At 72.2% G+C, this 24307-nt stretch carries 25 protein-coding genes; 12 read left to right on the forward strand and 13 right to left on the reverse strand.

Going from position 1 to position 24307, the window contains the following annotated elements:
- The first annotated feature begins 1 nt into the window (after nt 1).
- Nucleotides 2-601 carry a TetR/AcrR family transcriptional regulator gene (locus tag ACZ6TD_RS19110; RefSeq protein ID WP_471355544.1) on the forward strand — a complete coding sequence of 200 codons (600 nt, stop codon included), beginning with the start codon at nt 2-4 and terminating at the stop codon, nt 599-601.
- Nucleotides 602-801: 200 nt separating this feature from the next.
- On the forward strand, nt 802-1092 hold the full coding sequence (locus tag ACZ6TD_RS19115) for a hypothetical protein (RefSeq protein ID WP_471355547.1): 291 nt from the start codon (nt 802-804) through the stop codon (nt 1090-1092).
- On the opposite strand, the gene ACZ6TD_RS19120 is transcribed toward ACZ6TD_RS19115, so the two are convergent.
- Nucleotides 1093-1998 (reverse strand): LysR family transcriptional regulator, encoded by a 906-nt coding sequence (locus ACZ6TD_RS19120; protein WP_471355550.1) that lies wholly within the window; start codon nt 1996-1998, stop codon nt 1093-1095. It abuts the gene before it with no gap.
- A gap of 71 nt (nt 1999-2069) precedes the next feature.
- On the opposite strand from ACZ6TD_RS19120, the gene ACZ6TD_RS19125 reads away from it, so the two are divergent.
- Entirely contained in the window at nt 2070-2342 is a 273-nt protein-coding gene (locus ACZ6TD_RS19125; protein WP_471355552.1) for a CBU_0592 family membrane protein, read from the forward strand.
- Nucleotides 2343-2356: 14 nt separating this feature from the next.
- Here the strand turns inward: ACZ6TD_RS19125 and ACZ6TD_RS19130 are convergent, their stop codons facing one another.
- Nucleotides 2357-3574 (reverse strand): cytochrome P450, encoded by a 1218-nt coding sequence (locus ACZ6TD_RS19130; RefSeq protein WP_471355554.1) that lies wholly within the window; start codon nt 3572-3574, stop codon nt 2357-2359.
- 133 nt (nt 3575-3707) lie between these two features.
- Nucleotides 3708-4115, reverse strand: coding sequence for a nitroreductase family deazaflavin-dependent oxidoreductase (locus tag ACZ6TD_RS19135; RefSeq protein WP_471357862.1), 408 nt, complete (start codon nt 4113-4115; stop codon nt 3708-3710).
- A gap of 14 nt (nt 4116-4129) precedes the next feature.
- Between ACZ6TD_RS19135 and ACZ6TD_RS19140 the strand changes: the two genes are divergently transcribed.
- Nucleotides 4130-4783, forward strand: coding sequence for a TetR/AcrR family transcriptional regulator (locus ACZ6TD_RS19140; protein WP_471357865.1), 654 nt, complete (start codon nt 4130-4132; stop codon nt 4781-4783).
- A gap of 84 nt (nt 4784-4867) precedes the next feature.
- Here ACZ6TD_RS19140 and ACZ6TD_RS19145 read toward each other — a convergent pair whose 3' ends face one another.
- The 4 genes from ACZ6TD_RS19145 to ACZ6TD_RS19160 all read right to left on the reverse strand — a co-directional run bounded on the left by ACZ6TD_RS19145 (nt 4868) and on the right by ACZ6TD_RS19160 (nt 9073).
- Nucleotides 4868-5485, reverse strand: coding sequence for a GTP-binding protein (locus ACZ6TD_RS19145; protein WP_471355556.1), 618 nt, complete (start codon nt 5483-5485; stop codon nt 4868-4870).
- Nucleotides 5433-5783 (reverse strand): DUF742 domain-containing protein, encoded by a 351-nt coding sequence (locus tag ACZ6TD_RS19150; protein WP_471357867.1) that lies wholly within the window; start codon nt 5781-5783, stop codon nt 5433-5435. Before ACZ6TD_RS19150 ends, ACZ6TD_RS19145 begins: the two co-directional genes overlap by 53 nt.
- Before the next feature lie 217 nt (nt 5784-6000).
- Entirely contained in the window at nt 6001-6471 is a 471-nt protein-coding gene (locus ACZ6TD_RS19155) for a roadblock/LC7 domain-containing protein (RefSeq protein ID WP_037950842.1), read from the reverse strand.
- Nucleotides 6452-9073: a sensor histidine kinase gene (locus ACZ6TD_RS19160; protein ID WP_471355559.1), complete on the reverse strand. Its 2622-nt coding sequence runs from the start codon at nt 9071-9073 to the stop codon at nt 6452-6454. Before ACZ6TD_RS19160 ends, ACZ6TD_RS19155 begins: the two co-directional genes overlap by 20 nt.
- Before the next feature lie 473 nt (nt 9074-9546).
- Between ACZ6TD_RS19160 and ACZ6TD_RS19165 the strand changes: the two genes are divergently transcribed.
- A complete protein-coding gene (locus ACZ6TD_RS19165; protein ID WP_471355561.1) occupies nt 9547-10686 on the forward strand; it encodes a substrate-binding domain-containing protein in 1140 nt (379 codons plus the stop codon).
- 65 nt (nt 10687-10751) lie between these two features.
- Here the strand turns inward: ACZ6TD_RS19165 and ACZ6TD_RS19170 are convergent, their stop codons facing one another.
- The 3 genes from ACZ6TD_RS19170 to ACZ6TD_RS19180 all read right to left on the reverse strand — a co-directional run bounded on the left by ACZ6TD_RS19170 (nt 10752) and on the right by ACZ6TD_RS19180 (nt 13830).
- Entirely contained in the window at nt 10752-11579 is an 828-nt protein-coding gene (locus ACZ6TD_RS19170; protein ID WP_471355564.1) for a calcium-binding protein, read from the reverse strand.
- A 314-nt stretch (nt 11580-11893) separates the two neighbouring features.
- A complete protein-coding gene (locus ACZ6TD_RS19175; protein WP_471355566.1) occupies nt 11894-12865 on the reverse strand; it encodes an MBL fold metallo-hydrolase in 972 nt (323 codons plus the stop codon).
- A gap of 83 nt (nt 12866-12948) precedes the next feature.
- Nucleotides 12949-13830: a serine hydrolase gene (locus tag ACZ6TD_RS19180; RefSeq protein ID WP_471357869.1), complete on the reverse strand. Its 882-nt coding sequence runs from the start codon at nt 13828-13830 to the stop codon at nt 12949-12951.
- Nucleotides 13831-13896: 66 nt separating this feature from the next.
- On the opposite strand from ACZ6TD_RS19180, the gene ACZ6TD_RS19185 reads away from it, so the two are divergent.
- Nucleotides 13897-14883 (forward strand): LysR family transcriptional regulator, encoded by a 987-nt coding sequence (locus tag ACZ6TD_RS19185; protein WP_471355569.1) that lies wholly within the window; start codon nt 13897-13899, stop codon nt 14881-14883.
- A gap of 208 nt (nt 14884-15091) precedes the next feature.
- Nucleotides 15092-15682, forward strand: coding sequence for a hypothetical protein (locus ACZ6TD_RS19190; protein ID WP_471355570.1), 591 nt, complete (start codon nt 15092-15094; stop codon nt 15680-15682).
- Nucleotides 15683-15755: 73 nt separating this feature from the next.
- Here the strand turns inward: ACZ6TD_RS19190 and ACZ6TD_RS19195 are convergent, their stop codons facing one another.
- The 3 genes from ACZ6TD_RS19195 to ACZ6TD_RS19205 form a co-directional block, all read right to left on the reverse strand.
- Nucleotides 15756-16901, reverse strand: coding sequence for an RNA polymerase sigma factor (locus tag ACZ6TD_RS19195; protein WP_471357871.1), 1146 nt, complete (start codon nt 16899-16901; stop codon nt 15756-15758).
- The gene (locus tag ACZ6TD_RS19200; RefSeq protein ID WP_471355573.1) at nt 16901-17314 is read right to left on the reverse strand and encodes a YciI family protein; all 414 of its coding nucleotides are present in this window, start codon (nt 17312-17314) and stop codon (nt 16901-16903) included. The genes ACZ6TD_RS19195 and ACZ6TD_RS19200 overlap by 1 nt, the downstream gene beginning before the upstream one ends.
- 63 nt (nt 17315-17377) lie before the next feature.
- Nucleotides 17378-18160, reverse strand: coding sequence for a FadR/GntR family transcriptional regulator (locus tag ACZ6TD_RS19205; protein ID WP_471355576.1), 783 nt, complete (start codon nt 18158-18160; stop codon nt 17378-17380).
- A gap of 315 nt (nt 18161-18475) precedes the next feature.
- On the opposite strand from ACZ6TD_RS19205, the gene ACZ6TD_RS19210 reads away from it, so the two are divergent.
- The 5 genes from ACZ6TD_RS19210 (at nt 18476) to ACZ6TD_RS19230 (ending at nt 24195) form a co-directional block, all read left to right on the forward strand.
- The gene (locus ACZ6TD_RS19210; RefSeq protein ID WP_471355578.1) at nt 18476-20134 is read left to right on the forward strand and encodes an ABC transporter substrate-binding protein; all 1659 of its coding nucleotides are present in this window, start codon (nt 18476-18478) and stop codon (nt 20132-20134) included.
- A complete protein-coding gene (locus tag ACZ6TD_RS19215; RefSeq protein WP_471355580.1) occupies nt 20134-21084 on the forward strand; it encodes an ABC transporter permease in 951 nt (316 codons plus the stop codon). Before ACZ6TD_RS19210 ends, ACZ6TD_RS19215 begins: the two co-directional genes overlap by 1 nt.
- A 74-nt stretch (nt 21085-21158) precedes the next feature.
- Nucleotides 21159-21974 carry an ABC transporter permease gene (locus ACZ6TD_RS19220; RefSeq protein ID WP_471357874.1) on the forward strand — a complete coding sequence of 272 codons (816 nt, stop codon included), beginning with the start codon at nt 21159-21161 and terminating at the stop codon, nt 21972-21974.
- Nucleotides 21971-23140 (forward strand): ABC transporter ATP-binding protein, encoded by a 1170-nt coding sequence (locus tag ACZ6TD_RS19225; RefSeq protein ID WP_471355582.1) that lies wholly within the window; start codon nt 21971-21973, stop codon nt 23138-23140. Before ACZ6TD_RS19220 ends, ACZ6TD_RS19225 begins: the two co-directional genes overlap by 4 nt.
- Complete coding sequence (locus ACZ6TD_RS19230; RefSeq protein WP_471355583.1) at nt 23137-24195, forward strand: ABC transporter ATP-binding protein; 1059 nt, start codon at nt 23137-23139, stop codon at nt 24193-24195. Before ACZ6TD_RS19225 ends, ACZ6TD_RS19230 begins: the two co-directional genes overlap by 4 nt.
- Nucleotides 24196-24307: the final 112 nt, after the last annotated feature.

Raw genomic sequence — 24307 nt, forward strand, 5'->3', positions numbered from 1 at the left:
GGTGCCGACAGGGGTGGCCATGCGTGACGTACGCGAGCAGTTGTTCCAGGCCGCCGAGCGAGTCCTGCTCCGGGACGGGCCGAGCGCGCTGACCAGCCGGGCGGTCACCACGGAGGCGGGCTGCGCGAAGGGCGTCCTGCACCGGCACTTCGCCGACTTCGACGCCTTCCTCGCCGAGCTGGTACGGGATCGCATCGCCCGGCTCGACCACCAGTCCGCCGCCCTGCGCGACTCCGCCGGGACCGGCACCGTCGCCGACCACCTCGCCGACGCCCTGACGACCCTGTTCGAGTCGGTCGCCGTGGCCGTCGTCAGCCTCGTCACCTCACGGGACGAGCTCCGCGCCCGGCTCCGCGAGACCACGCCGGCCGGCGTGCCGCTCCTGACGGAAGCCACGGCCGTGATCGCCTCCTACCTCACCGCCGAGCGGGACCGGGGACGCATCGCGGCCGACGCCGACATCGACGCGCTCGCCCCCACGGTGATCGGGGCCGGACACCTGCTCTTCGCGGACCGCGGGGCCGCGCCGCCGAACGCCGGGGCCGTCCGCAAGATGGTCACCACCGTCATCGCCGACGTCGTACGGGAGCCGCAGCCCTGACCCAAGCATTCGGTCTCGTCTCGCTCCGCGTCGGGGGCGGCTTCTGGGCCGTCCAGTGGAAACTGAGCGGCACGTCCGCGGCCGAGGGCGCAGCTGGTCCAGGCGGACGCCCCCCGCCGGACACCGGCCCCCATCGGTCGGTCGCACCCCGGCGGTACGATCAGTACCGAACGGGAACCCATCCCACAGGGGAGCAGGTCATGTCCGAGTCGACCGTGTCCGGCCAAAGTGACTCGCCCGCCGTCGCGCTGGGCCCCACCGCGCTTGTTCTCGGCGTGTTCTCCGCCGTGGGCGCATGGGTGCCCTCGCTCGTGCTCGTCGCCCTTCCGTGGACGATCATCGCCGGGGCGCTCGCCATCGCTCTCGGGGCCATGGGTGTGCACCACGCTCGCCGCGGGGTCGGGCGCCTGTGGATCGCCGTTGTCGGAGCCGCCCTCGGTGCCGTTGGGTTCGGCGGCATCACCGCCCTTCTGTGGTCCTTCGGCGGCTGACTACACGTTGGTGTCGAGCTCGGCGGCGGACGCGATGATGGCGTCGAGGACGGTGAGGACTTCCTTGCGGGGCTCGGAGCGGGTGGTGCGGTGCCGGGCGATCAGGCGGCGGGTCCCCAGGCCGGGCAGGGATACCGCCTTTACGCCGTCGGGCAGTACACCCAGCACGGCCAAGGCGGGCACGATCGCGATGCCCAGACCTCCCGACACCAGCGAGAGCGCGACGTCGTAGTCGTAGTAGCTGTGGACCGGGGGCGTGGCCTTCAGCCCGCGCCGGGCCTGTTCGGTGGCGCTGTGGGCGGCCGCGTCCGGGTCGACCCCGAGCCAGGTGAGGTGCTCCAGGTCCGCCGTACTGACCGGGACCGGCGTCGCCGCGGGCATGACCACCACCCACGGTTCCTCGAGCACCGGCACATCGCGGGTGCCGCGCGCGGCCCGGTGTCCGATGGGGCTCTCGGCCTCCAAAATGAGCAGATCGACCGCCCCCGAGCGCAGCTCCTGCTGGGCCTTCTCGACGTCCATCTCCCGGATCAGCAGTTCCAGACCGGGGAACTGTTCGCGCAGCCGGTGCACCAGCGGTACGAGCAGCATGCGGATCACCGTCTTGAAGGCGCCGATGACGACCGTGCCCGTCACCTCCCCCTGGAGTGCCGCCAGCGCTTTGCGGGCGTCGGTCAACTCGGACTCGATGCGTTCCGCGGCTTCGGCGAGAACCCGACCCGCCTGTGTGAGGACGGCTCCGCGGGGCTGACGATCCAGAACGGTGACGCCGACCGCGTCCTCCAGGCGGGCGATCTGCTGGGAAACGGCCGACGGTGTCAGATGCAGGACGTCCGCCGCCGCCAGCACCCCTCCGGCCCGGTGGACGGCCAGCAGCACGGCCAGTTTGCGTGCGTCGATATCCATTCAGTTCAGCTTAATGCGGGGGGAAGAAGACTTCGATTGATGTGTATCGTCGCGGCCGCCACCATGGCGGTATGGAGGAGTTGCTGCCCCCGGTCGCCACGGCGGCCGGGTGGATCGGTGCCTTGTGCACCGCCACGGCCTACGCCCTGGTGTCACGTCGGCGGATCGAACCGGATTCGCGCGCATCCCAGTCGATCAACATGCTCGGTGGCGCACTGCTGGCCGTATCGGCGGCCGCCAACGGCGCCTGGCCATCGGTCACTTCGAACTTCGTGTGGATCATCATCGGCGTGCAAACCCTCGTGAGCGTACGCCGCAGCCTGGGCGTGACCGATGGTCGCTAACCTCGCGACAACGGCTACCACACCACCGGCACCTGCTCGAAGCTGTCCGTGAGCACTCCGGCGCGGCGCGCGAGCTCGGAGGACGGGACGGCCAGGGCGAGGTTGGGCAGGCGGTCCAGGAGGATGTCGAGGGCGACGTGCAGTTCGGTGCGGGCCAGGGCCTGGCCTATGCAGGAGTGGGCGCCGGCTCCGAAGGCGAGGTGGCGGTTGGGGGTGCGGGTCAGGTCCAGGTGGTCGGGGTCGGGGAACATCCGCTCGTCGCGGTTGGCGGAGGCGACGACCGACACGGTGGTGCTGCCCTTGGGGATCACCTCGCCGCCCAGTTGGACGTCCTCCGTCAGGTAGCGCGGCATGCCAGGGCCACGGTTGACGTCGAAGCGCAGCAACTCCTCGACGGCCGGGCGGATCAGGGAGCGGTCGTCCAGCAGGCGCTGCCAGCGGGAACGGTCGTCGAGCAGGACCGGGACCAGCTTCCCGATCACGCTCGACGTCGTCTCGTGGCCGGCGTGCATCAGGCCCCGCGTGATCTGGACCAGGACCGCCTCGGGCGGGCGGGGATCGGCGGCGTCGGTGATCTCGATCAGCTTGCTGAGCAGGTCGTCACCCGGTGCGCTCCGCTTCCGGGCCACGTGCTCGCCCAGGTACGCTCCGAGCTCCTCGCGCGCCGTGCGGGTCTCCCGCTCGCCGTAGCGGTCCCCGCTGAACAGGGCGCCCGACCAGTACGCGAAGCGGTCCCAGTCCGCCTCCGGTACGCCCAGCAGGGCGCCGACGACCCGCACCGGGAACGGGTACGCGAAACCCGCCCAGAGGTCGGCGGGGATCGGCCCGGCTTCCATGGCGTCCACCAGGGCGTGGCCGATGGCGACGATCCGGGGGCGGAGCGCGGCGACCCGCTTGGCGGTGAGCGCCTGGCCCACCAAGCGCCGCCAGCGCTGGTGCCGTTCGCCCGTGCCGGTGCCGTCCGGCCCCGCCTCGCTCACGTCCCGAGGGAAGCGGGGATCGGACAGCATCGCGTGCACATCCTCGTACCGCGTCAGCACCCGCACCGGGGCGCCGGTGGAACGCAGCGTCAGCTCCGGGATCGGGCAGCCCTCCGCTCGTAGCGCGGCCCACTCCTTCGGAGGTTCGAGGGGGTGCTCCGTGGCGAACGGGAAGTCGCCCAAGTCCTTCAGGGGGCAACGCGCTTCCGCGTCTTCCGGTTTCGTCTCGTCCGCCACTTCTGCTTCACCCACGGAGCGCCTCCAGAGCCGTACGACGTGCGGCGAACAGTTATTCATCACTCATGGGTGAAGTCAAAGGGGCTGCCGGTCATGGCGGTTGGCGCGGTTGGTGGTTCCGTAGTCGGCAGGTCACGCGACCCACGGGTCATCCCTCCGCGCTGATCCGGAACACCGGGAAGCCGGGCGCGATCTCCAGCAGCTTCTCGTCGCTCGACTTCGCGTCGACACCGTCGAAGAAGCGGCCGACCTCCCACGCCCACTTCTTCAGGTACAGCCGCAGGATCTCGGGCTTCGCGCCGTCCTCCACCTCGACGGCGGTGAACGCCTCCACCCTGCGGCCTCGCCGCAGTTCGCCGCCGCCGGCCGCGCGCATGTTGCGCACCCACTGGGTGTGGCCGCGCGGGGCGACGAGGTAGCGCTCGCCGCGCAGGGTCAGCGGGTTGACCGGGGTGGTGCGCCACTCGCCGCTCTTGCGGCCGCGGACGGCCAGGTTCTGGCTCCCGGCCAGGCCGATGCCGATCTTCGTCAGGCGCTTGGCGAGGCCGTTGAAGATCGCTCACGCAGGAGATCAAGAACGAGGCCCGGCGTCAGCTCGCGGTGGATGGCGCCCAGAAACTCTCGTTGCGCTCGGTCGCCCGGGAGCTGGGCATGGTGTCATCGGCCCTCTACCGCTACTTCGCCAGCAGGGACGAACTGCTCACCGCCTTGATCATCGACGCCTACGACGCGGTGGGCGAGCAGGCGGAGAAGGCCGCGGAGGGGGGCGCGCCGCGGGAGCGCTGGCGCAAGGCGTGTCACGCGGTCCGGGACTGGGCACGGGCCCACCCGCATGAGTACGCCCTGATCTACGGTTCACCGATCCCGGGGTACGCCGCCCCGCAGGACACGGTCGCCTCGGCGGCGCGGGTCCCGATGGTCCTGATCAGGATCCTGCGGGAGACGAACCCCTCGCCCGCGTTCGAAGGCCCGCCCCTGACCGAGGGCCTGGCCGGTCAGTTGCGGGCGCTGGGCGAGCAGGTCGCGCCGGACGGCGAGCGGATCGCGCCGGATCTGCCGCCGGAGACGCTCCACCGCGGCCTCGTGGTGTGGACGCAGTTGTTCGGGATGCTCAGCTTCGAGCTGTTCGGTCAGTTCGTCGGCAGCGTGGACCCCACCGACGAGTTCTTCGACCACACGATCGACCAACTCGCCGACTTCCTCGGGCTTCCGCCGACCCATTGACGGGTCATGGGCGGTGCGCGGGAGAGGCGAGGGCCCCTGGCCCGTGATCCCGGTCTGCGTCGTCGGCCGTTCAGCCGCGTCCCGTCAGGCCGGGGTGGCGGCGGACTGGGCGCGGGAGAGGGCCACGTCGAGGACGACCAGGAGCGCGTCGCGGACCGAACCCGTCTCGCGGGCGTCGAAGACGATCAGCGGGACGTGCTCGGAGATGTCCAGGGCCCAGCGGACCTCGTCCAGATCGTGCTGGACCTCGCCGTCGAAGGCGTTGATGGCGACGGCGAAGGGGATGTCCTTGTGCTCGAAGTAGTCCACCGCCGCGTAACAGTCGTCCAGGCGGCGGGTGTCCACGATCACCAGGCCGCCGAGGGCGCCCTCGACCACGTCGTCCCACATGAAGCCGAAGCGGTCCTGGCCCGGCGTACCGAACAGATACAGCTTCAGCTTCGGGTCGATGGTGATGACGCCGAAGTCCATGGCCACCGTGGTGGTGGTCTTGCCGGGGGTGTGCGTGAGGTCGTCCACGCCCGCCGCGACCTCCGTGATCAACGCCTCCGTGGTCAGCGGCCGGATCTCGGAGATCGCGCCCACCGCCGTGGTCTTGCCGACCCCGAAGCCACCGGCGATGACCAGCTTGACCGGCAGTGGCGGTTGTTCAACCGCTGTCGCGGAGTGAGCCCCGTGAGTCGGGGACGGCACGGAGACCATCGATAACCCTTCGCAGTACGGAGATGTCGTGGACGGTCCCGGCGTTCGGGACGTGGACCGCCAGATGTCCGGCGGCGCACAGGTCCTCCGCGAGGACCCGGACCACGTTGAGGTGCAGGTGCAGCCGGGCGGCCAGCTCCGCCACCGACTGGGGGCGTCGGCAGGCGGCGACGATGTCGCGGCGTTCGAAGGCGAGCGACCGCAGGGCGGACAGCCCGTCCGGCGTCGCCACGATCTGGGTCTCGACCGGGAGCGGTGGCGCGGCGCCGCTCCCGGAGACCCGGCCCGCGGTCAGCAGGAACGGGCGGACGGCGGACGCGCGGCCGACGGGCTCGGGCGGCTCCGGCGGCTCCTCGGGCTCGGTCCGCTCGGGCGGCTCCGGGGCGGCCCCGGCGCCGTCCTCCGCCTCCTGCCCTGCCGCTTCGCGCGCTGCCGCTTCGTGCGCTGCCGCCTCGTGCGGTACCGGTTCACCGGCGACCATCTCGACCCCCCTCCTCCATGCGCCGCGCGACCCGTCAGCCGACGGACCCGGCGCTCTTCTTCAGCTCCATGACGAGCTGCGGAGTGAGCGCGGTCCCGGCCCGGTTGGCGAAGAGGGTCATCTCGTACGCGATGTTGCCCAGCTTCGCCTCCTTCGTGGTCACCACGCCGAGCACGGCACCGCAGCCGATGGACGACACCAGTACGTGGCCGCCCTCGAGATCGATGATGACCTTGTTGAGCTCGCCGAGGCCGTAGTTGCCGGAGGCACCGGCGGCGAGGCTGGTGACACCGGAGACGATCGCGGCGAGCCGCTCGGAGTCGGCCTGTTCCCGCAGTTGGGAGACGGCGATCAGCAGACCGTCGGAGGACACCGCGATGGCGTCGACGACACCGGCGGTCTGGGTGGCGAACCGGTCCAGCAGCCAGGTGAAGTCGGCCGCGGCGGCTCGCAGATCGGTGGCTTCCCGCTCAGCGGTACCGCTCTTATCTGTCGGCGTGGTCACTGCCCGACTCCTTCCGGGGTCGCTGATGTGTCGATGGCATGGCTTCGGGCGGGGTGGCGGCCGCGCTGTCCCGCTCCGCCCTGCGCACGGCCGCCTCGAACTCGTCGAGTTCGGAACGGACCGCGTCGGCGTCGGCGGGTCGGCGCGTTGCCGGGATCGCCCGGTCGGCCGGTGAGGTGGTCTTGTCGAGCGTCGCGCCCCGGACGCGGCGGCGGAGGGGGCGGGAGCCGGGGGCGGCGGCCGGAGCGGCGTTCTGCTCGTGCGCGGCGGACCACTCCTTCCCGGCCGACGGCTCCTTCCCGGCGTTCGGCTCGTGCGCCGCCTTCGGCTCGTTCGCGGCGCCGGCCGACTCCGCGTTCGTACGGGACGTCGCCGGGACGCGCCGCGGCAGGCCCGACTCCGTCACCGGCGCCGCCGGGCGCCGCTCGGGCGCGGTGGCGGAGGCCCGTACGGGCGAAGGCGCGGCGGCAGGCGCGGGCTCGGGCTCCCGCCCGGCCCCTGCCGTGCCCTTGCCCGAGGCCGACTCCGAAGCCGCGACCGCCGGCTCCTCCCCCGCCCCCGGTGCCACCAGCAGCGCCGACGGCACCCACACACTGCCCGTGACCCCGCCGCCCGGTGTACGGCTCAGCGTGACCCGGATGCCCCAGCGCCGGGCGAGGCTGCCGACCACGAAGAGGCCGAGCACCTTGGTCGGTACGAGGTCGAGCCGCTCACGCCGCACCAGGCGGGCGTTCTCCTCCTCGAGGCGGTCCGCGGCCAGGCCGAGCCCGTGGTCGATGACCTCGATCAGCGCGCCGCCGTCCGCCGTGATGTCGGTGCCGGGCCGGACGACGACCTCGACCGGGGTGTCGGACGGGGAGAACGAGACCGCGTTCTCCAGCAACTCGGCCAGCATCAGCGTGAGGTCGCCGGTGATGTCGGGCGCGACGGTGACCTCGGTCTCGGACCGCAGGGACACCCGCTGGTACCCCTCGATCTGGCCGAGCGCCGCGCGGATGACGTCGGCCAGCGTCGTCGGCCGGGCGTCCAGCTCGGTCTCCCGGATTCCGGCGAGCAGCATCAGGCTGTCGGCGTTGCGCTGGAGGCGTACGGCGATGTGGTCGATGCGGTAGAGCCGCTCCAGGATGTCGGGCGCGGTCTCCTCGCGTTCGACGGCGTCGATCAGGGTGAGCTGACGGGTGGTGAGGTTGCTGACCCGGCGGCCGACGTTGCCGAACATCTCGCCGACGTTGCGGCGGCTGAGCACCTGCCGCTCCAGCAGCGCCGCGGCGGTGACCTGCACCTGGTTGAACGCCTCGGCCAGATCGCCGATCTCGTCGCGCACCGGGACCGGGATCGGCCGGGGCCGCAGCGGGGTGGTGTCGGTCGTGTCGTCGTCCTCGACCTTGGCGAGTTCCTCGTCCGCCACCGCGACCACCTGGTGGGCGGCGCCGGTGAGCGCCGCCAGGGGGCGGACGACGGAGCGCCGGACCAGGAAGGAGAACGTCAGCCAGGCGGCGAAGCCGAGGACGGCGAGGGCGAGCAGGGCCAGCGCCTTGTACAGGGCGTCGCGGGAGACGTCCTCGGCCCGGTCGGCGATCTCGCCGATCAGCGAGCGGGCGATCTCGAGGCGGGCCTCGGCCTGCCGGTTGCCCTGGGCCATCGCCGTGCGGAGCTGCCGGGGCGACTGGCCCTGGAGGGAGCTGGGGTCGATCTGGAGCTCGGCGAACCGGTCCTCGATGCCGTTCTCCTCGGCGTTCCGCTCGATGCCGTCGAGGCGCAGGACCTGGTCGGGGTCGGCGATCCTGGCGAAACGTTCCGACTGCTCCTCGTAGACCCGGTGGGCGCCGACCGCGCGGGTGTACTCGGTGAGGCCGTTGGCGTCCTGGGTCTGGGCGGAGAACACCCCGCCCTCGAAGGCCGCGTGGGCGGCGTCGGCACGCATCACGGTGTCGACCAGCTCGATCGCGGAGGACGAGGGGTTGTCGGAGGAGTGGTCGAGCCCGATGCCGTCGATGAGGTAGCCGACGGCGGCGGCGTACGCGGGGTCGATACCGGCGGCGGGCACCGAGCCCCGCTCGACCTTGTCCCGCAGCACGCTCAGGCGCCGGACGTAGTCGAGGGCCCGGGCCTCGTCCTTCGGCAGGGCGGAGCCGAACGCCGAACGCACATCGGCGGCCCGCTCATCGGTGACCCGCTGCGCCCGGCGGTAGCCGGCGGTGGACGGGAGGGTGGCCCCGGGGCGGACCGACTCCTGCTGGACGGAGAGCAGGAGCGCCTCCCGGTGCTCGGCCTGTACGTCGTTGATCAGCCGGGCCACCTGGCCGCTGTCGCGCACCCGCTCGGCGATCCGGTCGGCGTCCAGGGCCTGCCGCACCTCACCGTTCACGGCGAGGCCGAGGAGCGCGCCGACGACCGTCAACGGCACGATCACCAGGACGTTGAGCTTCCGCCGGAACGGCCAGCGGTCGAGGAGCGCGCCGAGGGCTTCCGTCTTACGGCCCGTCGTGCGGCCCGTCGTACGACTCGCCGTGCGGCCCGCCGTGCGCCGGGACCGTGAAGTCGGCGGCGCGTGTCCGGACGGCTCCTGGTCGGCTGGCGGGTCCGCCGTGTCCACAGACACCCAGGTCCTCCTTCGATGTGCTCCTGAGCGGTGACCGAGGTGTTGTTGCCGCCGATCGCCGACACCGGGAAACGGGACGTCGGCGAAGGCGATTCCGGCCGGGATGCGAGCGATGGAATCACGCCACATGCCTGACCGGGCGTGAACACTACCGCCTGCGCGCACACGCGCAAGGGATGGCCCCTCAATGACCACGGAATTTCCACGGTTTGCTGGGTTTAGGTCAGCTACGCATCCCCCGCGGTCCGCCGACCGCCCAACCGGTGGCCGGGAGGTGGCCGCCCGGTGGTCATGGGGTGGAGGCCGAGGGTGGCGCGTGGGCTGGCTTGTTCACGACTGTGCTCGATGGGGCCCCGAGTGTCGAAGGGGGCTGCCCGGCACGCCACCGCCACCCGTAACCTGTCTCCTCCCAGCCCCGGGCCCACCCCCGGCCCCTACCACTCCGTACCACTCCGTGCCCTGCGAGGAGACCCGTGCACCCCACCCGCAAGGCGGCCCTGACGGCCATCGCACTGCTGGCCGTGGCCACCGCCGGCTGCGAGCCCGGCGCCGCCTCCACCACGACCCACCGGACCTCCGCGAAGCCCGGCTGCCCGACCGTCCTCGCCAAAGCCAAACAAGCCGTCAAGAAGGCGGAGGCGGTCGACGCGCCCTGGAAGGGCCCCACCACCGGACCCGAGGCGGCCGGTCACGGCAAGAGCATCGTCTTCATCGCCCACGACCTCTCCAACCCCGGTCCGGCCGGAGTCGCCCAGGGCGTGCAGGAAGCCGCGTCGCTGCTGCGGTGGAGCGCCCGCACCATCAACGGCCAGGGCACACCGGAGGGTTACCGGTCCGCCTTCAAGGAGGCGCTCGCCCTCAAGCCGGACGGCATCGCCATCGCCGGTTTCGACCCCGGCAGCGTCGCCGACGAGATCAAGCAGGCCAAGGCGGCGGGCATTCCGGTGATCGGCTGGCACTCCGCCCCGACCCCGGGCCCGGACGGGAGCCCCGATCTCTTCACCAACGTCACCACCCGGGTCGAGGACGTCGCGAAGATCAGCGCCGACTGGATCATCGCCCGCTCGGACGGCCGCGCGGGCGTGGTGCTGTTCACCGACGGCACGGTCCCGTTCGCGAAGCACAAGTCGGACCTGATCAAGAAGGAGCTCGCCACCTGCTCCGACGTCAAGCTGCTGAGCTACCGGAACATGCCGATACCCGAGGTCAGCAAGCGCGCCATCGGGGAAGTCCGGTCCCTGCTCTCCCGTTTCGGGGACAAGTGGACGTACTCGGCCGCCATCAACGACCTGTACTTCCGGCACACCGCGGCCGCCCTGCGCGCCGCGGGCAAGGACGGCGCGGGCGCCCCGTTCAACATCGGTGCGGGGGACGGCGACCCGTCGGCCTTCCAGCGCGTCAACGGCGAGCGCTTCCAGGCGGCCACGGTGCCCGAGCCCCTCACCGAACAGGGCTGGCAGATCGCCGATGAGTTCAACCGCGCCTTCGCGGACAAGCCCGCCAGCGGATACGTTCCCGCGGTGCACATCACCACCGCCGCCAACAGCGGTGGCGCGCTGTCGTGGGACTCCGAGGGCTACCGGCAGGCGTACCGCGAGATCTGGGGGAAGTAGGCGACGGGGAGGGCCGGGGCCCCGAAGGGAACCCCGGCCCCAGGAGGACCTGGTCCTGCCCGGACTCAGTTCTGGTGGACCTCGTTGCTGCCCGGGCCGCCGGAGAGGGTGTCATTGCCCTGGCCGCCCCACAGCACGTCGTCGCCGCTGTTGCCGTAGAGGGTGTCGTCGCCCTCCTCGCCGTACAGCTCGTCGTCGCCCTTGCCGCCGTAGATCTCGTCGGTGCCCTTGCCGCCACGGAGGATGTCGTCGCCGGCGTCACCGCGCAGGATGTTGTCCTCGGAGCCACCGGTGATGGTGTCGTTCCCGGCGCCACCGTGGCATTCCTGCGCGCAGTTGGTGATGGTGTCGTCGCCGTCGCCGCCGTAGGCGCCGAAGCCCATGACACCGCCGCCACCGTCGATCTTGTCGTTGCCGCCCTCGCCGTAGAACGTGGGCGCGGCACTGCCCCGGAGGACGTCGTTGCCGGCGCCGCCGTGAATTCCGGCGTAGGCCGACCCATCGGGGTCGATCTTCGCGGTGTCGTCGCCGTCACCGAGATCGACGTCGAAGTTGTCGGAGTCGTCGGAGTTCTGCGGAATTTCCACCGCGCACTGGGCGACGGTGTGATCGCTCGCGGTCGGGTAGGTGCACTCGTCCCAGTTCGCCGCCTCCGGATCGATGGTGATGTCGCCCTGGTCGCGGAAGGTGAGGACGTAATAGGACTCGAATTCCCCACGGCTGACGATCTGTTCGGAGACCGTCAGATCGTTCTTCTGCCCCGCGGCGGCCTTGTACCAGAGCTCGCCGTCCTCGTGGACGAGAGAGCCCGAGGTCGTCGGGGCCGCCTGGGCGGCGGGCGCCGCGAACGCGGCTCCCCCCAGGGCGAGAGCGAGGGTGGCCGTGGCGGCCATGGTCCGGTACCTGCGCATAGGGAATCGGCCCTTCGTGCAATCAGTGCCGATCGGGCCGGCGGAAATAGTGCGGTTCCGTCACCGGGCGCCGGCGATCGGCCATTTGGTGTTTCCGATCGCCCCGGTAGACCGTGATGGACGGCAAGCGGTTGCTCCGGAAATTCCCTAGTTTCCCGCAGGATTCCCGCAGTCGCAGGTCACCGCGCTATTCGAAGAGAGTTGCACAAGAAATAACGACATCGCCGTAACCGCCTTTTTCGGGCCGCTTAACTCTTCGTTCACCCGGTCGGCGACGGCGGGCGCCCGGTCATGGGTCAAAAGCGGTACGGCGTCAGGTATTCCGGCAGCAGGATGCGCGAGCCGGGGCTGGTCTCGCGGATCCGGCCGACGAAACCGTCCAGATCCATCGTGGGATCGCGGTGGGCGCCCTCGTCCAGCGGGATTTCGAAGTTGTCCCAGTGCACGGGGACCACGGTGGCGGGGTGGCCGAGCGCCTTCAGCAGGCGCGGGGCGTAGCGGTGGGTGGCGGAGGTGCTGGGGGTGGCGATCATGGCCACGTCGGGGCGCAGACCGGCGGCGTCCCGTTCGCTGAAGTCGCTCGCTCCCATGAGGAAGGCGGAGAGCCCGTCGGGCAGGGTGACGTGGAAGGCGAGGGTGTCGCCTTCCGGGAGGTCGGAGACGGTCTGCGGGCGGGGTGGGGGGCTGGTGAGGGTGCCGGGGACGAAGTAGCTGTAGGCGTCGTTGCGGCTGTGGCGGCTGGAGACCGCCTCGACCACCAGGCCGTCGAAGTCCAGTACCTCACCGCCCTTGACCACGGAGATCCTGGCCTTGTCGACGCCGAGGGCGCGGAGCAGGTGATACGTGGTCTCGGTGCCGACGATCCGCGCGTCCGGGGCAGCCGCGGCGATGTAGGGAACGTCGTTGAGGTGATCCCAGTGGCTGTGGCTGACCAGGATCAGCTCGGGGCGGCCCATGTGGCGGTCGATCGTCTCGCCGTCCGTGGTCAGCGGCGTCTTGGGGTTGAAGCTCTGCTTGAACAGCCCGGTTTCGAAGCGGCTCAGATAGGGATCGAACAGGATCGTCCGGCCGTCGGTGTCGATGCGCCAGCCGCTCGTACCGAGCCATTGGAAGGTCGCGTCCGAAGTCTTCGCGTTCCCGGGAGTGCGCGATGCCGTCCCGGCGGCTGCCCGGGCGGCCGTGGGGAGGACGGCGGGTACGGCCGCGCCGGCCGCCGCCCCCCGGATCAGCAGACGGCGGTTGAAGCGCGATGCTCTCTTGGCGGTCATGGGCACAGCAGAGCAGCTCCCGCGGCCCACCGTCCAAGATCAGCTCGGTACCCGCGTCATATCCGGTTCCGTATAAGACCAGGTCAGCCGCGCCTGAGCGCATCCACCGCCAGCCGCGCCGCCCGCCCGATCGCCGCGTCCGCCGCCGTACGCGCCGCCGCGGCCGAGGCCGTACGGGCGAACACCGCGACCGCGTACCGGCCGCCGTCCGGGTAGCGGACGACGCCCGCCTCGATGTGGAGGCTCGGCAGCGTGCCCGTCTTCGCCGCGACCAGGACGTCGTCGGGGAAGCCGGAGGCCAGCCGCTGGCGGAAGACCTGGCGGGACATCAGCTCCCGCACCAGCGCGCACGCCGCCGGGGAACCGGCCCGGTCCCGCCAGATCAGGCGCAGCAGGGTGGTGATGTCGCGGGGGGTGCTGGAGGTGGTGTGCCGGGGGTCCAGGACGCGGAAGCGGCGCAGCCGCTCAAAGGCCAGCGTCGGATAGACGGCGGCGAACTCCACCTCGTCCGTCGCGCCCGCGTCCTCGAACATCGACTCCAGCAGTTCCCGCGGCCCGCCGACGATCCGTGTGCGGTCCAGGCCCAGTTCGGCCGCCAGCAGCCGCACCGTGTCGAGGCCGACCCGGCGCAGCAGCGCGTCCGCGGCGGAGTTGTCGCTCACCGACAGCGCGAAGTACGCCAGGTCGCGCAGGGACATCTCGACATCGTCGGCGCAGCCCGCGGTGCCCCAGCCGCCGAGGCGGTCGGGGGCGGTGATGACCACGCGTTCGCGCGGGTCGAGCTGTCCGGCGTCGGCCTGCCGGGCGAACTCCAGCACCAGCAGGATCTTGAACACGGAGGCGATGACGACCTGGTCGTCCACGCCGAGGCCGATCTCGCGTCCGGGCGCGTCGATGTCCACCGCGTGCAGTCGGCCCTCGGCGTCCGCCTCGGCGAACACCTCCGCGATCCGCTTCTCGATCAGCGTCGTGTCCAGTGGGTGCCCCACCACGCTCCCCCTCGTCCCTCCGGCGTCGCATAGGGTCGGCCGGTGGATCTGATACGCCACCTGCGTCTGTTCATTGTCGTCGCGGAGGAGCTGCACTTCAGCCGCGCCGCCGATCTCCTCGGCATGGCACAGCCGCCGCTGAGCCAGTCCATCCGGCGGCTGGAGCGGGAGCTGGGGCTGGAGCTGTTCGACCGCTCGGCCCGCCAGGTGCGGCTCACCGCCGCGGGTGCGCTGCTGCTGGACGAGGCGCGGGAACTGCTCGCCCGCGAGGAGCGGTTGCGTACGGTCATGGCGCGGGTCCGCGACGGGGAGCTGGGCACGCTGCGGGCGGGCGTACCGCCGCAGACGCCCGCCCGGACGTTGCACGCCCTGCTGTCGGCGTGCGCGGAGGAGTTCCCGGGGCTGCGGATCGACCTCCAGGAGGTGGACACGGCCGAGCAGCTGCGGCTGCTCGCCGCCGCCCGGCTCGACGTGGGTCTGGTGCACCACCCGGTGGCGGACGCCGACGATCTGGTGGTGGGGCCGTCGGCCGGGATCGAGTTGGGGGTCGTGCTGCCCCGCTCCTCTCCGCTGGCCCGCCTTTCCGAGGTGGCCCTGGCGGACCTGACCGGCCATGAACTGTTTCTCTTTCCCCGGGCCGCGGCGCCGGGGTGGTACGACCGGATTCTCGACATCTGCCGGGAGGGCGGTTTCGTCCCGCCCGCGGTCCGGCATGCCCGCAATCCCGAATTCCTGCTGGGCCTGGTGGCGTCGGGGCGCGGGGTGGCGTTCGACGACGGGCGGGTGGCGGGCAAGGAGCCGCGGGCCGCCTGGCGCCCCCTGGCCGGGCGTCCCCTGATGCTGTCGATGTCCGCCGTATGGCCTGCGCATTCGCCCCATCCGGTGGCTCCTCCGTTCGCCCGGATCGCCGCGGAGGTCATCGCCCGGGAGGACCCGCCCAGGGGGCTGCTCACGCCGCCGGAGGAGACCGGCCGGCCGCGGCCGTGGGCGGTGGTCTACGGGCCCGGCGCCCGTCCGGCGACACCGTGAGAAAGCCTCTACGAAAAGGCGACGTGAGGAAGCTCTCCGAGAAAGCGCCACGAGAAGGCGCCGTGAGAAGGCGCCGCAGGAAACTGATCCGGATTCCAGTAAACATTTCCTGGAGAACATCTCCGGAATCTGTGGAGCTTCGGCGTATCCGCCTGTCAAGATCTTCCCTCATGCCTTCCCCGTTCACTCAGGAATATCAGGGATTCTCGTGCGGAATATGAATGCGGCCGCCACCGTGGCCGTCGCGGTGCTGGCTCTGGCGCTGACCGGCTGCGGCAAGGACGACGACAAGGGCGCCCAGTCGTCCGGCGGCTCCGGCAAGACGGCGGCCGCTCAGAAGGCGGACGACGCGGGGCGCGGCACCGCGTCCGCCGCTCCCACCAGTGCGAGCCCCAGCCCGAGCCGTACGAAGCCCGCCAAGAGCCCCGGTGCGAGCCCGAGCAGCCCCCGGGCCATCCGCACCGCCGACGGCACCACCCCGGCCCCGCGCCGTACGGCCCCGAAGACCCAGGCCCCCTCGCCGACCAGCGCGGGCGCCCTGTCGAGGGTGCAGGGCACGTGGTACTCCACGGTGCGCGACCCGAACGGCAAACCGCTCGTCATGACCGTGACCGGCGGTTCCCTCAGCGTGGGGTACCAGGGCACGTCGTGCCCCGGGACGATCAGCGCGAGCATGGCCGTCAGCATGAGCTGCCAGGGCGAGACCATCTCCGGTGGCCACGCCGTGATCAGCGGGGACGGCCAGAGCCTCACCATCAACTGGCCGCAGGGCAACCCCGACCGCTACGTCCGCCCGTGAGCCGACTCTTCGTTGACGCGGCCCGTGGTGCGGTCGGTGGGGCGGCCCGTGACGCGGCCCGTGGTGCGGCCCGTCAGCGAGATCGGCCGGTGTTGAGCCGGGCGGCCTGGCGGGTCAGGTAGTCGCGTTCGGCGAGGTTGGGTGCCTTGTGGGCCGCCTCCGCGTACAGCCGCGCCGCCGTCGCCACGTCGCCGTCGCGCTCGTGGAGGTACGCCGCCACCGCGGCGTGGCGGGGCAGAGACGCGTCCAGTTCCGCGAGCGCGGCCAGCCCGGCGCGCGGGCCGTCCGCCTCGCCGACCGCCACCGCCCGGTTGAGCCGGACGACCGGGCTGTCGGTCAGGCCCGCGAGCTCGTCGTACCACTCCACGATCTGCACCCAGTCGGTCTCCTCGGCGGTGGGCGCGTCCGCGTGGAGGGCCGCGATGGCGGCCTGGGCCTGGAACTCGCCCAGCCGGTCGCGGGCCAGGGCCGCCTGCAGGATCTCCACCCCCTCCGCGATCGCCTTGGTGTCCCACCGGCCGCGGTCCTGCTCGGCGAGCGGCACCAGGCTGCCGTCGGGCGCGGTCCGGGTGGCGCGCCGGGCGTGGTGGAGCAGCATCAGGGCGAGCAGCCCGGCCACCTCGGGGTGGTCGATCGCGGCCGCGAGCTGCCGGGTGAGCCGGATGGCCTCGGCGGCGAGGTCGACGTCGCCCGAGTAGCCCTCGTTGAAGACCAGGTACAGCACGCGCAGCACGGTGGCGACGTCGCCGGGCTGGTCGAACCGCACACCGGAGACGGTGCGCTTGGCCCGGCTGATGCGCTGCGCCATGGTCGCCTCGGGCACCAGATACGCCTGGGCGATCTGGCGGGTGGTGAGCCCGCCGACCGCGCGCAGGGTGAGCGCGACGGCGGACGACGGCGTCAGCGACGGGTGGGCGCACAGGAAGTAGAGCTGGAGCGTGTCGTCCGCCGAGGCCGCGGGCCCGGGCGCCGGCTCCTCCTCGACGAGGTCCTCACGCCGGCGGCGGGCCGCGTCCGCCCGGGTCACGTCGAGGAACTTGCGCCAGGCCACGGTGACCAGCCAGCCCTTCGCATCCCGCGGCGGGTCGGCCGGCCAGACCCGGATCGCTTCGATGAGCGCGTCCTGTACGGCGTCCTCGGCCGCCGCGAAGTCGGCTCCGCGGCGGACGAGGATGGTGAGCACGCTCGGCGTGAGGCTCCTCAGCAGGGCCTCGTCCATCAATGGCACTCGGTGACGTTGGGCGTCGCGGTCAGGAACGGGCGCACCTCCAGCCACTCGTGGATCGGCTTCCCGTCCTTCCCCGGGGCGGCCGACAGCTCACCGGCCAGCTCGACGGCGCGCTCGTGGCTGTCGACGTCGATCACCATCCAGCCCGCGATGAGGTCCTTGGTCTCGGCGAACGGACCGTCGGTGACCGGCGGACGCCCCTCACCGTCGTACCGGACCCACGACCCCTCGGGGGCGAGCGCCTGGCCGTCGACGAACTCGCCGGTCTTCTCCAGCCGGGCAGCGAAGTCCTGCATGTACTGCACGTGGGCCGAGACCTCCTCCGGCGTCCACTGGTCCATCGGCACGTTGTTCACCGGAGCCGGAGCGCCGCGGTAGTGCTTCAGCAGCAGGTACTTGGCCATCGTGGTTCTCCTTGATGCGGGTGCGACCCATTGTGGTCGCGTTCACCCCGGGGACGGAGCCGGTCACGCGTTCTCGACATCCCCGTCCGAAATTTTTTTGGGATCTTGTGGACCAGCCTCGGCTCCCCCCGAATCCACCCGCGCCTCCGTGCGCCGCCGCTGCTCCTCGATCCGGTGCAGCACCGAGTCCAGATGCGCCTCGGAGGCCGCTCGGGCCGCCTCGTGGTCGCGGGCCTCGATCGCCCGCAGGATGGCCTGGTGCTCCTCGATCGTGGCGCGCCGGCGGGCGGCGGACAGCGAGGTCTCGCGCCGCCCGGGCTCGCCGATCTCGTAGACCCGGTCCAGCAGCCGCAGCAGCAGCGGGTTGCGGGTGTACTGGGCGATGGCGCGGTGGAAGGTGCGGTCCAGGTCGGTGAACTCCTGGCGCGTGGGCTCGCGTCGCATCGCGTCCAGCAGGGCGTGCAACTGGACGATGTCGGAGGGGGTGGCCCGCCGGGCGGCCCGCGCGGTCACCGAGGGCTCGATGCACGCGCGTACCTCCATGACCTGCAGCAGCTCCGCCGTGGCATCGAGCCCCGAGGCCAGGACGTCACCGCGCGGAGTGGCCCCCGGGTCGAGCACGACGGTGCCGGAGCCGGGGCGCCGGGCGACCAGTCCGCGCGAGGCGAGCGCGCGCAGGGCCTCGCGGACCGAGCCCCGGGAGACGCCGAGGCTCTCCGCGAGCTCCCGCTCCGGGGGGACGCGGGAACCGGGCGCCAGTTCTCCGCTCAGGATCAGCCGCTCCAGGCCGACGGCCAGGGCGTCCGGCCTCGACAGGGTGGAGTGCCGCAGTTGCCGCCAGTCCATCTCCTGGCTTTCCTCCGCCTTCTTCAGCCTTCTTCAGCTTTCCGGTCCGGCCGGTGGTCCAGAGTCTCACACCCGGCGGGCGCCACCCCCGGCATCCGCCCGGCCTCCTCCCGGCCGCCGACGCGAGCGTCCCGGCCGCCGCCGCGAGCGGATTTAACCAGGTGGTGACGGGCGGGCAACCGGAGCCGCCGGGTCCGCACGCTAGCGTCTGCCGACATCAATTTGGTCCTACCAATGGACCAACTGCTGTCCCTGCGCCATCCTGGCCGCACCGCAGCGCGCGCCCCAACGTCCCCAGCAGTGAGGCATCCCGCCATGCGCCAAAGAACGAGCGGACCCAGCCCACCCACCCGCCACCGACCGCGCGCCGCCGCCCTCGCCGCCCGGGTGCTGTGTGTGCTGGTCGCCGGCGCCACCGCCGGCTGCGCCTCCCTGGCCTCCCCCACGGCCGAGGTGGGCGCCGACCGGATGACGGACCCCCGGCCGGTCCGCGACGGCGGAACGCTCACCATCGCCCTCAAATCGGACCCGGACAAGCTGGACCCCACCCTGGCCAGCACCGCCGTGGGCCGGACCGTGTTCACCGCGATGTGCGAGAAGCTCTACGACGTCGATGCCCGGAACCGGATCGTGCCGCAGCTCGCCGCCGCCCCGCCCACGACGAGCGACGGGGGCCGCACGATCACCATCAAGCTGCGGCGCGGCGTCCGGTTCGCCGACGGCACCCGCATGGACGCCAGGGCGGTCAAGACCTCCCTCGACCGGCACCGGACGCTGACCGGTTCCGTCCGCGCGAGCGAGCTGAAGCCCCTCACCGCGGTCCGGGCGGTCGGCGACGACACCGTACGGCTGCGGCTGACCAAGCCGTACGTCCCGCTGCTCGCCCTGCTCGCCGACCGCGCGGGCATGGTGATGTCCCCCACCGCGCTGAAGCGCTACGGCAAGGGCTTCGCGAGCCACCCCACCTGCGTCGGCCCGTTCCGCTACGCCGAACGCGTGGTGGGCGACCGCATCGTGCTGGACAAGGACCCGAACTACTACGACGCCGACGCGGTCCATCTGCGGCGGGTGATCTACCGCACCATCACCGACGGCAACGTCCGGCTGGCGAACCTCCAGTCCGGCGACATCCAGGTGGGCGACCAGATGGACCCGGTCCAGGTGGGCCGGGCGCTCACCGAACCCGGGCTCCAGCTCTTCCACTCCCCCTCGCTGGGCTACTACGGGCTGACCCTCAACATCGGCAATACGAAGGGCGCAGGGGCCCCGCCGGGCCGGATCGACACCCCGATCGCGCGGGATGTGCGGGTGCGCGAGGCGTTCGACCTCTCCCTGGACCGCGAGCTGATCAACACCATCGTCTTCCAGGGCCGCTACCGGACCACCTGCGGCCCGCTCCCCTCCGGCACCCCCTACGCCACCGGGTCCCGCTGCCCGGCCCGCGACCTGGCCAAGGCCGAGCGACTGCTCAAGGCCGCCAAGGTGAAGACCCCGGTCCGGGTGCGACTGCAGATCAGCACCACCCCGGAGGACAACCGGCTGGGCCAGGTCATCCAGGCCATGGCCAAGGAGGCGGGCTTCGCGGTGAACCTGACGCCGACCGAGTTCGCCACCGGCCTGGAGCACTCCCGCGCGGGCGACTTCCAGGCGGCGACCACCAACTGGTCCGGGCGGCTGGACCCGGCGGGCAACATCGACGCGTTCGCCGGCACCGGCGGCGCCCAGAACTACGGCGGGCTCTCCGACCCCGCCATCGACCGGCTGATCGCCGAGGGCGGCGCCACCGCGGACAAGCCCGCCCGCAAGAAGATCTACGCCCGGCTCGTGGAGCGCGTCCGCGCCGCGCACACCGTGCTCTATCTGATCCAGCCCACGAACTACGTCTCCGTGACGAAGAAGGTCGCCGGGCTGAAGGTCTTCGGCGACGGGCTGATCCGGGTGAAGGACGCCGGATACGCGAGGGGAGGGAGCTGATGTCGTATCCGATCCGCCGTGTCGGCGAATCGCTGATCACGCTCTTCCTGGTCAGCGTCGTGGTCTTCGCCGGCGTACGGGCCCTGCCCGGCGACACCGCCACCGCGCTGGCCGGGGAGGAGCCCACGCCCGAGGCGATCGCCCAGATCCGGGAGAGCTACGGGCTGAACGACAACATCGTGGTGCAGTACCTGCGCTATGTGCGGCACGCCGCCACCGGCGACCTCGGGGTCTCCTCCCGCACCGGGCTGCCGGTCCTGGACTCGGTGATGGAGGCGCTGCCCGTCACCCTCGAACTGTCCGCCCTGGCCCTGCTGCTCGCGGTCGTGGTCGGCGTGGGCGCCGGGGTGGTGGCGGCGGTCCGGCGCGGCCGGCCCGAGGAATGGCTGGTCAACGCGGTGGCGCTGCTGGGGCTTTCAGTGCCCGCCTTCTGGCTCGGCATCGTGCTCGTCCTCGCCTTCGCCATCGCCGTCCCGGTCTTCGCCGCCTCCGGTTTCGTGCCGTTCGGCGTGGACCCGATGGAGAACCTGCGCCATATGGTGCTCCCGGTGATCGTCCTCGGCTCCGGTCTGGCGGCGGTCGTGATGCGGCAGACGCGTGCGGCCATGCTGGGCTCGCTGTCCGCCGACTATGTGCGCACCGCGCGCGCCAAGGGGCTCTCCCGGCGTCAGGTGATCATGGGCCATGCCCTGCGCAACAGCCTGGTCACCGTGGTGACCGTGCTCGGGCTCCAGCTCGGGCACCTCATCTCGGGCGCGGTGGTCACCGAGCAGATCTTCGTCCTGCCGGGCTTCGGCAAGCTCACCATCGACGCGGTCTTCTCCCGCGACTACGCGATGGTGCAGGGCGTGGTGCTGTTCACCTCCACCGCCTACATCCTCGTCAACCTCCTGGTCGACCTGGCCTATTCGGTGATCGACCCCCGCATCCGGCTCGGAGGTGCGCAGTGAGCGCCGCGACTACCGCTCTTCCCGCCGCCGGGGAGCGGGAGCGGGCCCCGCTCGCCCCGCTGTCCCGGCTCCGGCTGCTGACCCGCAACAAGCTGGCCCTCACCGGGGCCGTGGCCGCCGCGATCCTGGTGCTGATCGCGGTGTGCGCACCGCTCATCGCGCCGTACGACCCGACCCGGCCCGACTTCGCGGCCGCCCTCCGGCCGCCGGGCTGGGCCCATTGGCTGGGCACCGACGACCTGGGCCGCGATCAGCTCTCCCGGGTGGTGTACGGGGTGCGGGCCTCGCTGCAGATCGGGCTGCTCGCGGTGGCGCTGGCCTTCGCGGCCGGGGTGCCGCTCGGGCTGATCGCGGGCTACTACGGGCGGTTCGCCGACTCGGTGGTCTCCCGGCTCACCGACACCCTGCTCGCCTTCCCCTTCCTGGTGCTGGCGGTGGGCCTGGCCACGATCCTCGGGCCGTCCCTGCTGAACGCCACGATCGCGGTCGGCGTCTCGCAGATCCCGGCCGTCATCCGGATCACCCGGGCGGAGACGCTGCGGCTGAAACACCTCGACTATGTGGCGGCGGCCGTAGCCAACGGCGGCGGGGACGGCACCGTGCTCTTCCGCCACATCCTCCCCGGCGCCCTGTCCGCGCTGACCGTCCAGGCCACCGTGGGCATCCCCACCGCGATCATCGGCGAGGCGCTGCTGAGCTTCCTCGGCCTCGGCGTCCAGCCGCCGTCCCCCTCGCTCGGGGTGATGCTCTCCAGCGCCCAGGCATACATCGCCGCCGCGCCCTGGATGGCGGTCTTCCCGGGCCTGGCGATCATCGCCGCGACGCTCGCGTTCAATCTGCTCGGGGACGGGCTGCGCGACATCCTCGACCCCCAGGGAGACAGCCGATGACCACGTCCACCGCGCCCCCTGCCCTGAGCGTGCGGGACCTGTCCGTGGTCTTCCGCACCCCGACCCGCGTGGTCCACGCCGTGGACGGGCTGTCGTACGACGTCGCCGCCGGTGAAGTGCTGGCCGTGGTCGGCGAGTCGGGCTGCGGCAAGTCCGTGACCTCCACCGCCGTGATGGGGCTGCTGCCGCCCACGGCGAGCGTCGGCGGCTCCATCCGGCTGGGCGGGCGGGAGCTGGTGGGGGCGGACGAGAAGGAGCTGCGGGACGTCCGCGGCCGGGAGATCGCGATGATCTTCCAGGAGCCGATGACCTCGCTGAACCCCGTCCTCACCATCGGCCGCCAGGTCGGCGAGGTCCTCCGGCGTCATCAGGGGATCGGCCGCCGGGAGGCGCGCGAGCGGGCCGTGGACCTGCTCGACCTCGTCGGCATACCCGCCCCCGCCCAGCGGGCCCGCGACTATCCGCACCAGCTCAGCGGCGGAATGCGACAGCGGGTGATGATCGCCATCGCGATCGCCTGCGACCCGGCCGTGCTCATCGCCGACGAGCCCACCACCGCGCTGGACGTCACCGTGCAGGCGGGCATCCTGGAGGTGCTGCAGTCCCTGCGGGAGCGGCTCGGCACCGCGATCGTGCTGATCACCCACGATCTGGGCGTGGTCGCCGACATCGCCGACCGGGTGCTGGTGATGTACGCGGGCCGGGGCGTCGAACAGGCCCCGGTGGACGAGCTGTTCGGCGCGCCCCGCCATCCGTACACCCGCGGGCTGCTCGGCGCGGTGCCGGTGCCCGGCCGGCGGCGGGCGGAGGGCGGGCGGGGGCGGCTCCAGGAGATCCCCGGGCTGGTGCCGAGCCTCACCGAACAGCCCGACCGCTGCACCTTCCAGCCCCGCTGCTCCTACGCCGACGAGCGGTGCGGGGAGCAGAGGCCCGCGCTGCGGGCGCTGCGCGAGCGGGACGAGAGGCGCGCGGGGTACGAAGGGTACGAGGGATACGAGCCATCCGGGCCGTCCGGGCCGTCCGGGCCGTCCGGGCCTGAACGGCATGAGGCCGCTTGCTGGTATCCGGTGCCGGTCGATCCCGAACGAGCTGAACGTCCTGAAGACCTCGGGCGTTCCGAACGCACCGAAAGCCCTGAACACCCCGAACAGGAGGCCGCCTCATGACCGCCGCCGTCGCGCCCGCGCAGGCGTCGCGGGATGACGCCGTGCTCGACATCAGCGGCCTGGTCCGCCACTTCACCGGCCCCGCCGGCACCGTCAGGGCGGTCGACGGGGTCAGCCTCAGCATCGGCCGGGGCGAGATCGTCGGCCTGGTCGGGGAGTCCGGCAGCGGCAAGTCCACGGTGGGGCGGTGCGCCGTACGGCTGGACCGGCCGACCGCGGGCCAGGTGACGATCAACGGCCGCGATGTGACCCGGCTGTCGAAGCGGGCGCTGCGTCCGCTGCGGAAGGACTTCCACCTGGTCTTCCAGGACCCGTCCTCCTCGCTCGACCCCCGGATGACCGTGGGCGCCATCGTCGGCCAGCCGCTGCGGCTGCACCGTCTGGCGTCCGGCGAGGCCCTGCGCGACCGGGTGGCCGCGCTGCTGGCCCAGGTGGGGCTGCGGCCCGAACTGGCGCGGCGGCGGCCCCATGAGCTCTCCGGCGGGCAGCGGCAGCGGGTCTCGATCGCCCGCGCGCTGTCGGTCGATCCCCAGTTGCTGGTGGCCGACGAGCCGACGTCGGCGCTGGACGTCTCCGTCCAGGCGTCCGTGCTCAATCTGCTGGCGGACCTCCAGCGGGAGCGGCGGTTCGGCTGTCTGTTCATCACCCACGACCTGGCAGCCGTCGAGTACCTCGCCGACCGGATCGCCGTGATGTATCTGGGGCAGTTGGTGGAACAGGCCCCGGCCGCCGAGCTGTTCGCCGACCCCAAGCACCCGTACACCCAGGCCCTGCTGTCCGCGGCCCCGGTGCCGAACCCGGCCGCGCAGCGGTCACGCGCCCGAATCGTGCTCAGCGGGGAACTGCCCAGCCCGCTGGATCCGCCCGCGGGCTGCCGCTTCCACACCCGCTGTCCGCTCGCCGTCGACCGCTGCCGCACCGAGCCGCCCGTGCTGCGGCGGCTCGCGGAGGGCGGCGGCCGCCGCCAGGTCTCCTGCCATCTGGTGACGGACGACGGCACCGCGCCCGACGCCTCGGCCCCCGAGGACGCCCAGGGGGTGTCCGACGGATCGTGACGCCCGCGGCATCGACATACGGCTCCGCCGCGCGGTCCGCCGGACACCCGTAGCCCCTCTGACCGCCCGCACGTCCGCACTCCCGCACATCCGCACCCGCACGAGACCAGGA

Source organism: Streptomyces yongxingensis, assembly GCF_055597465.1.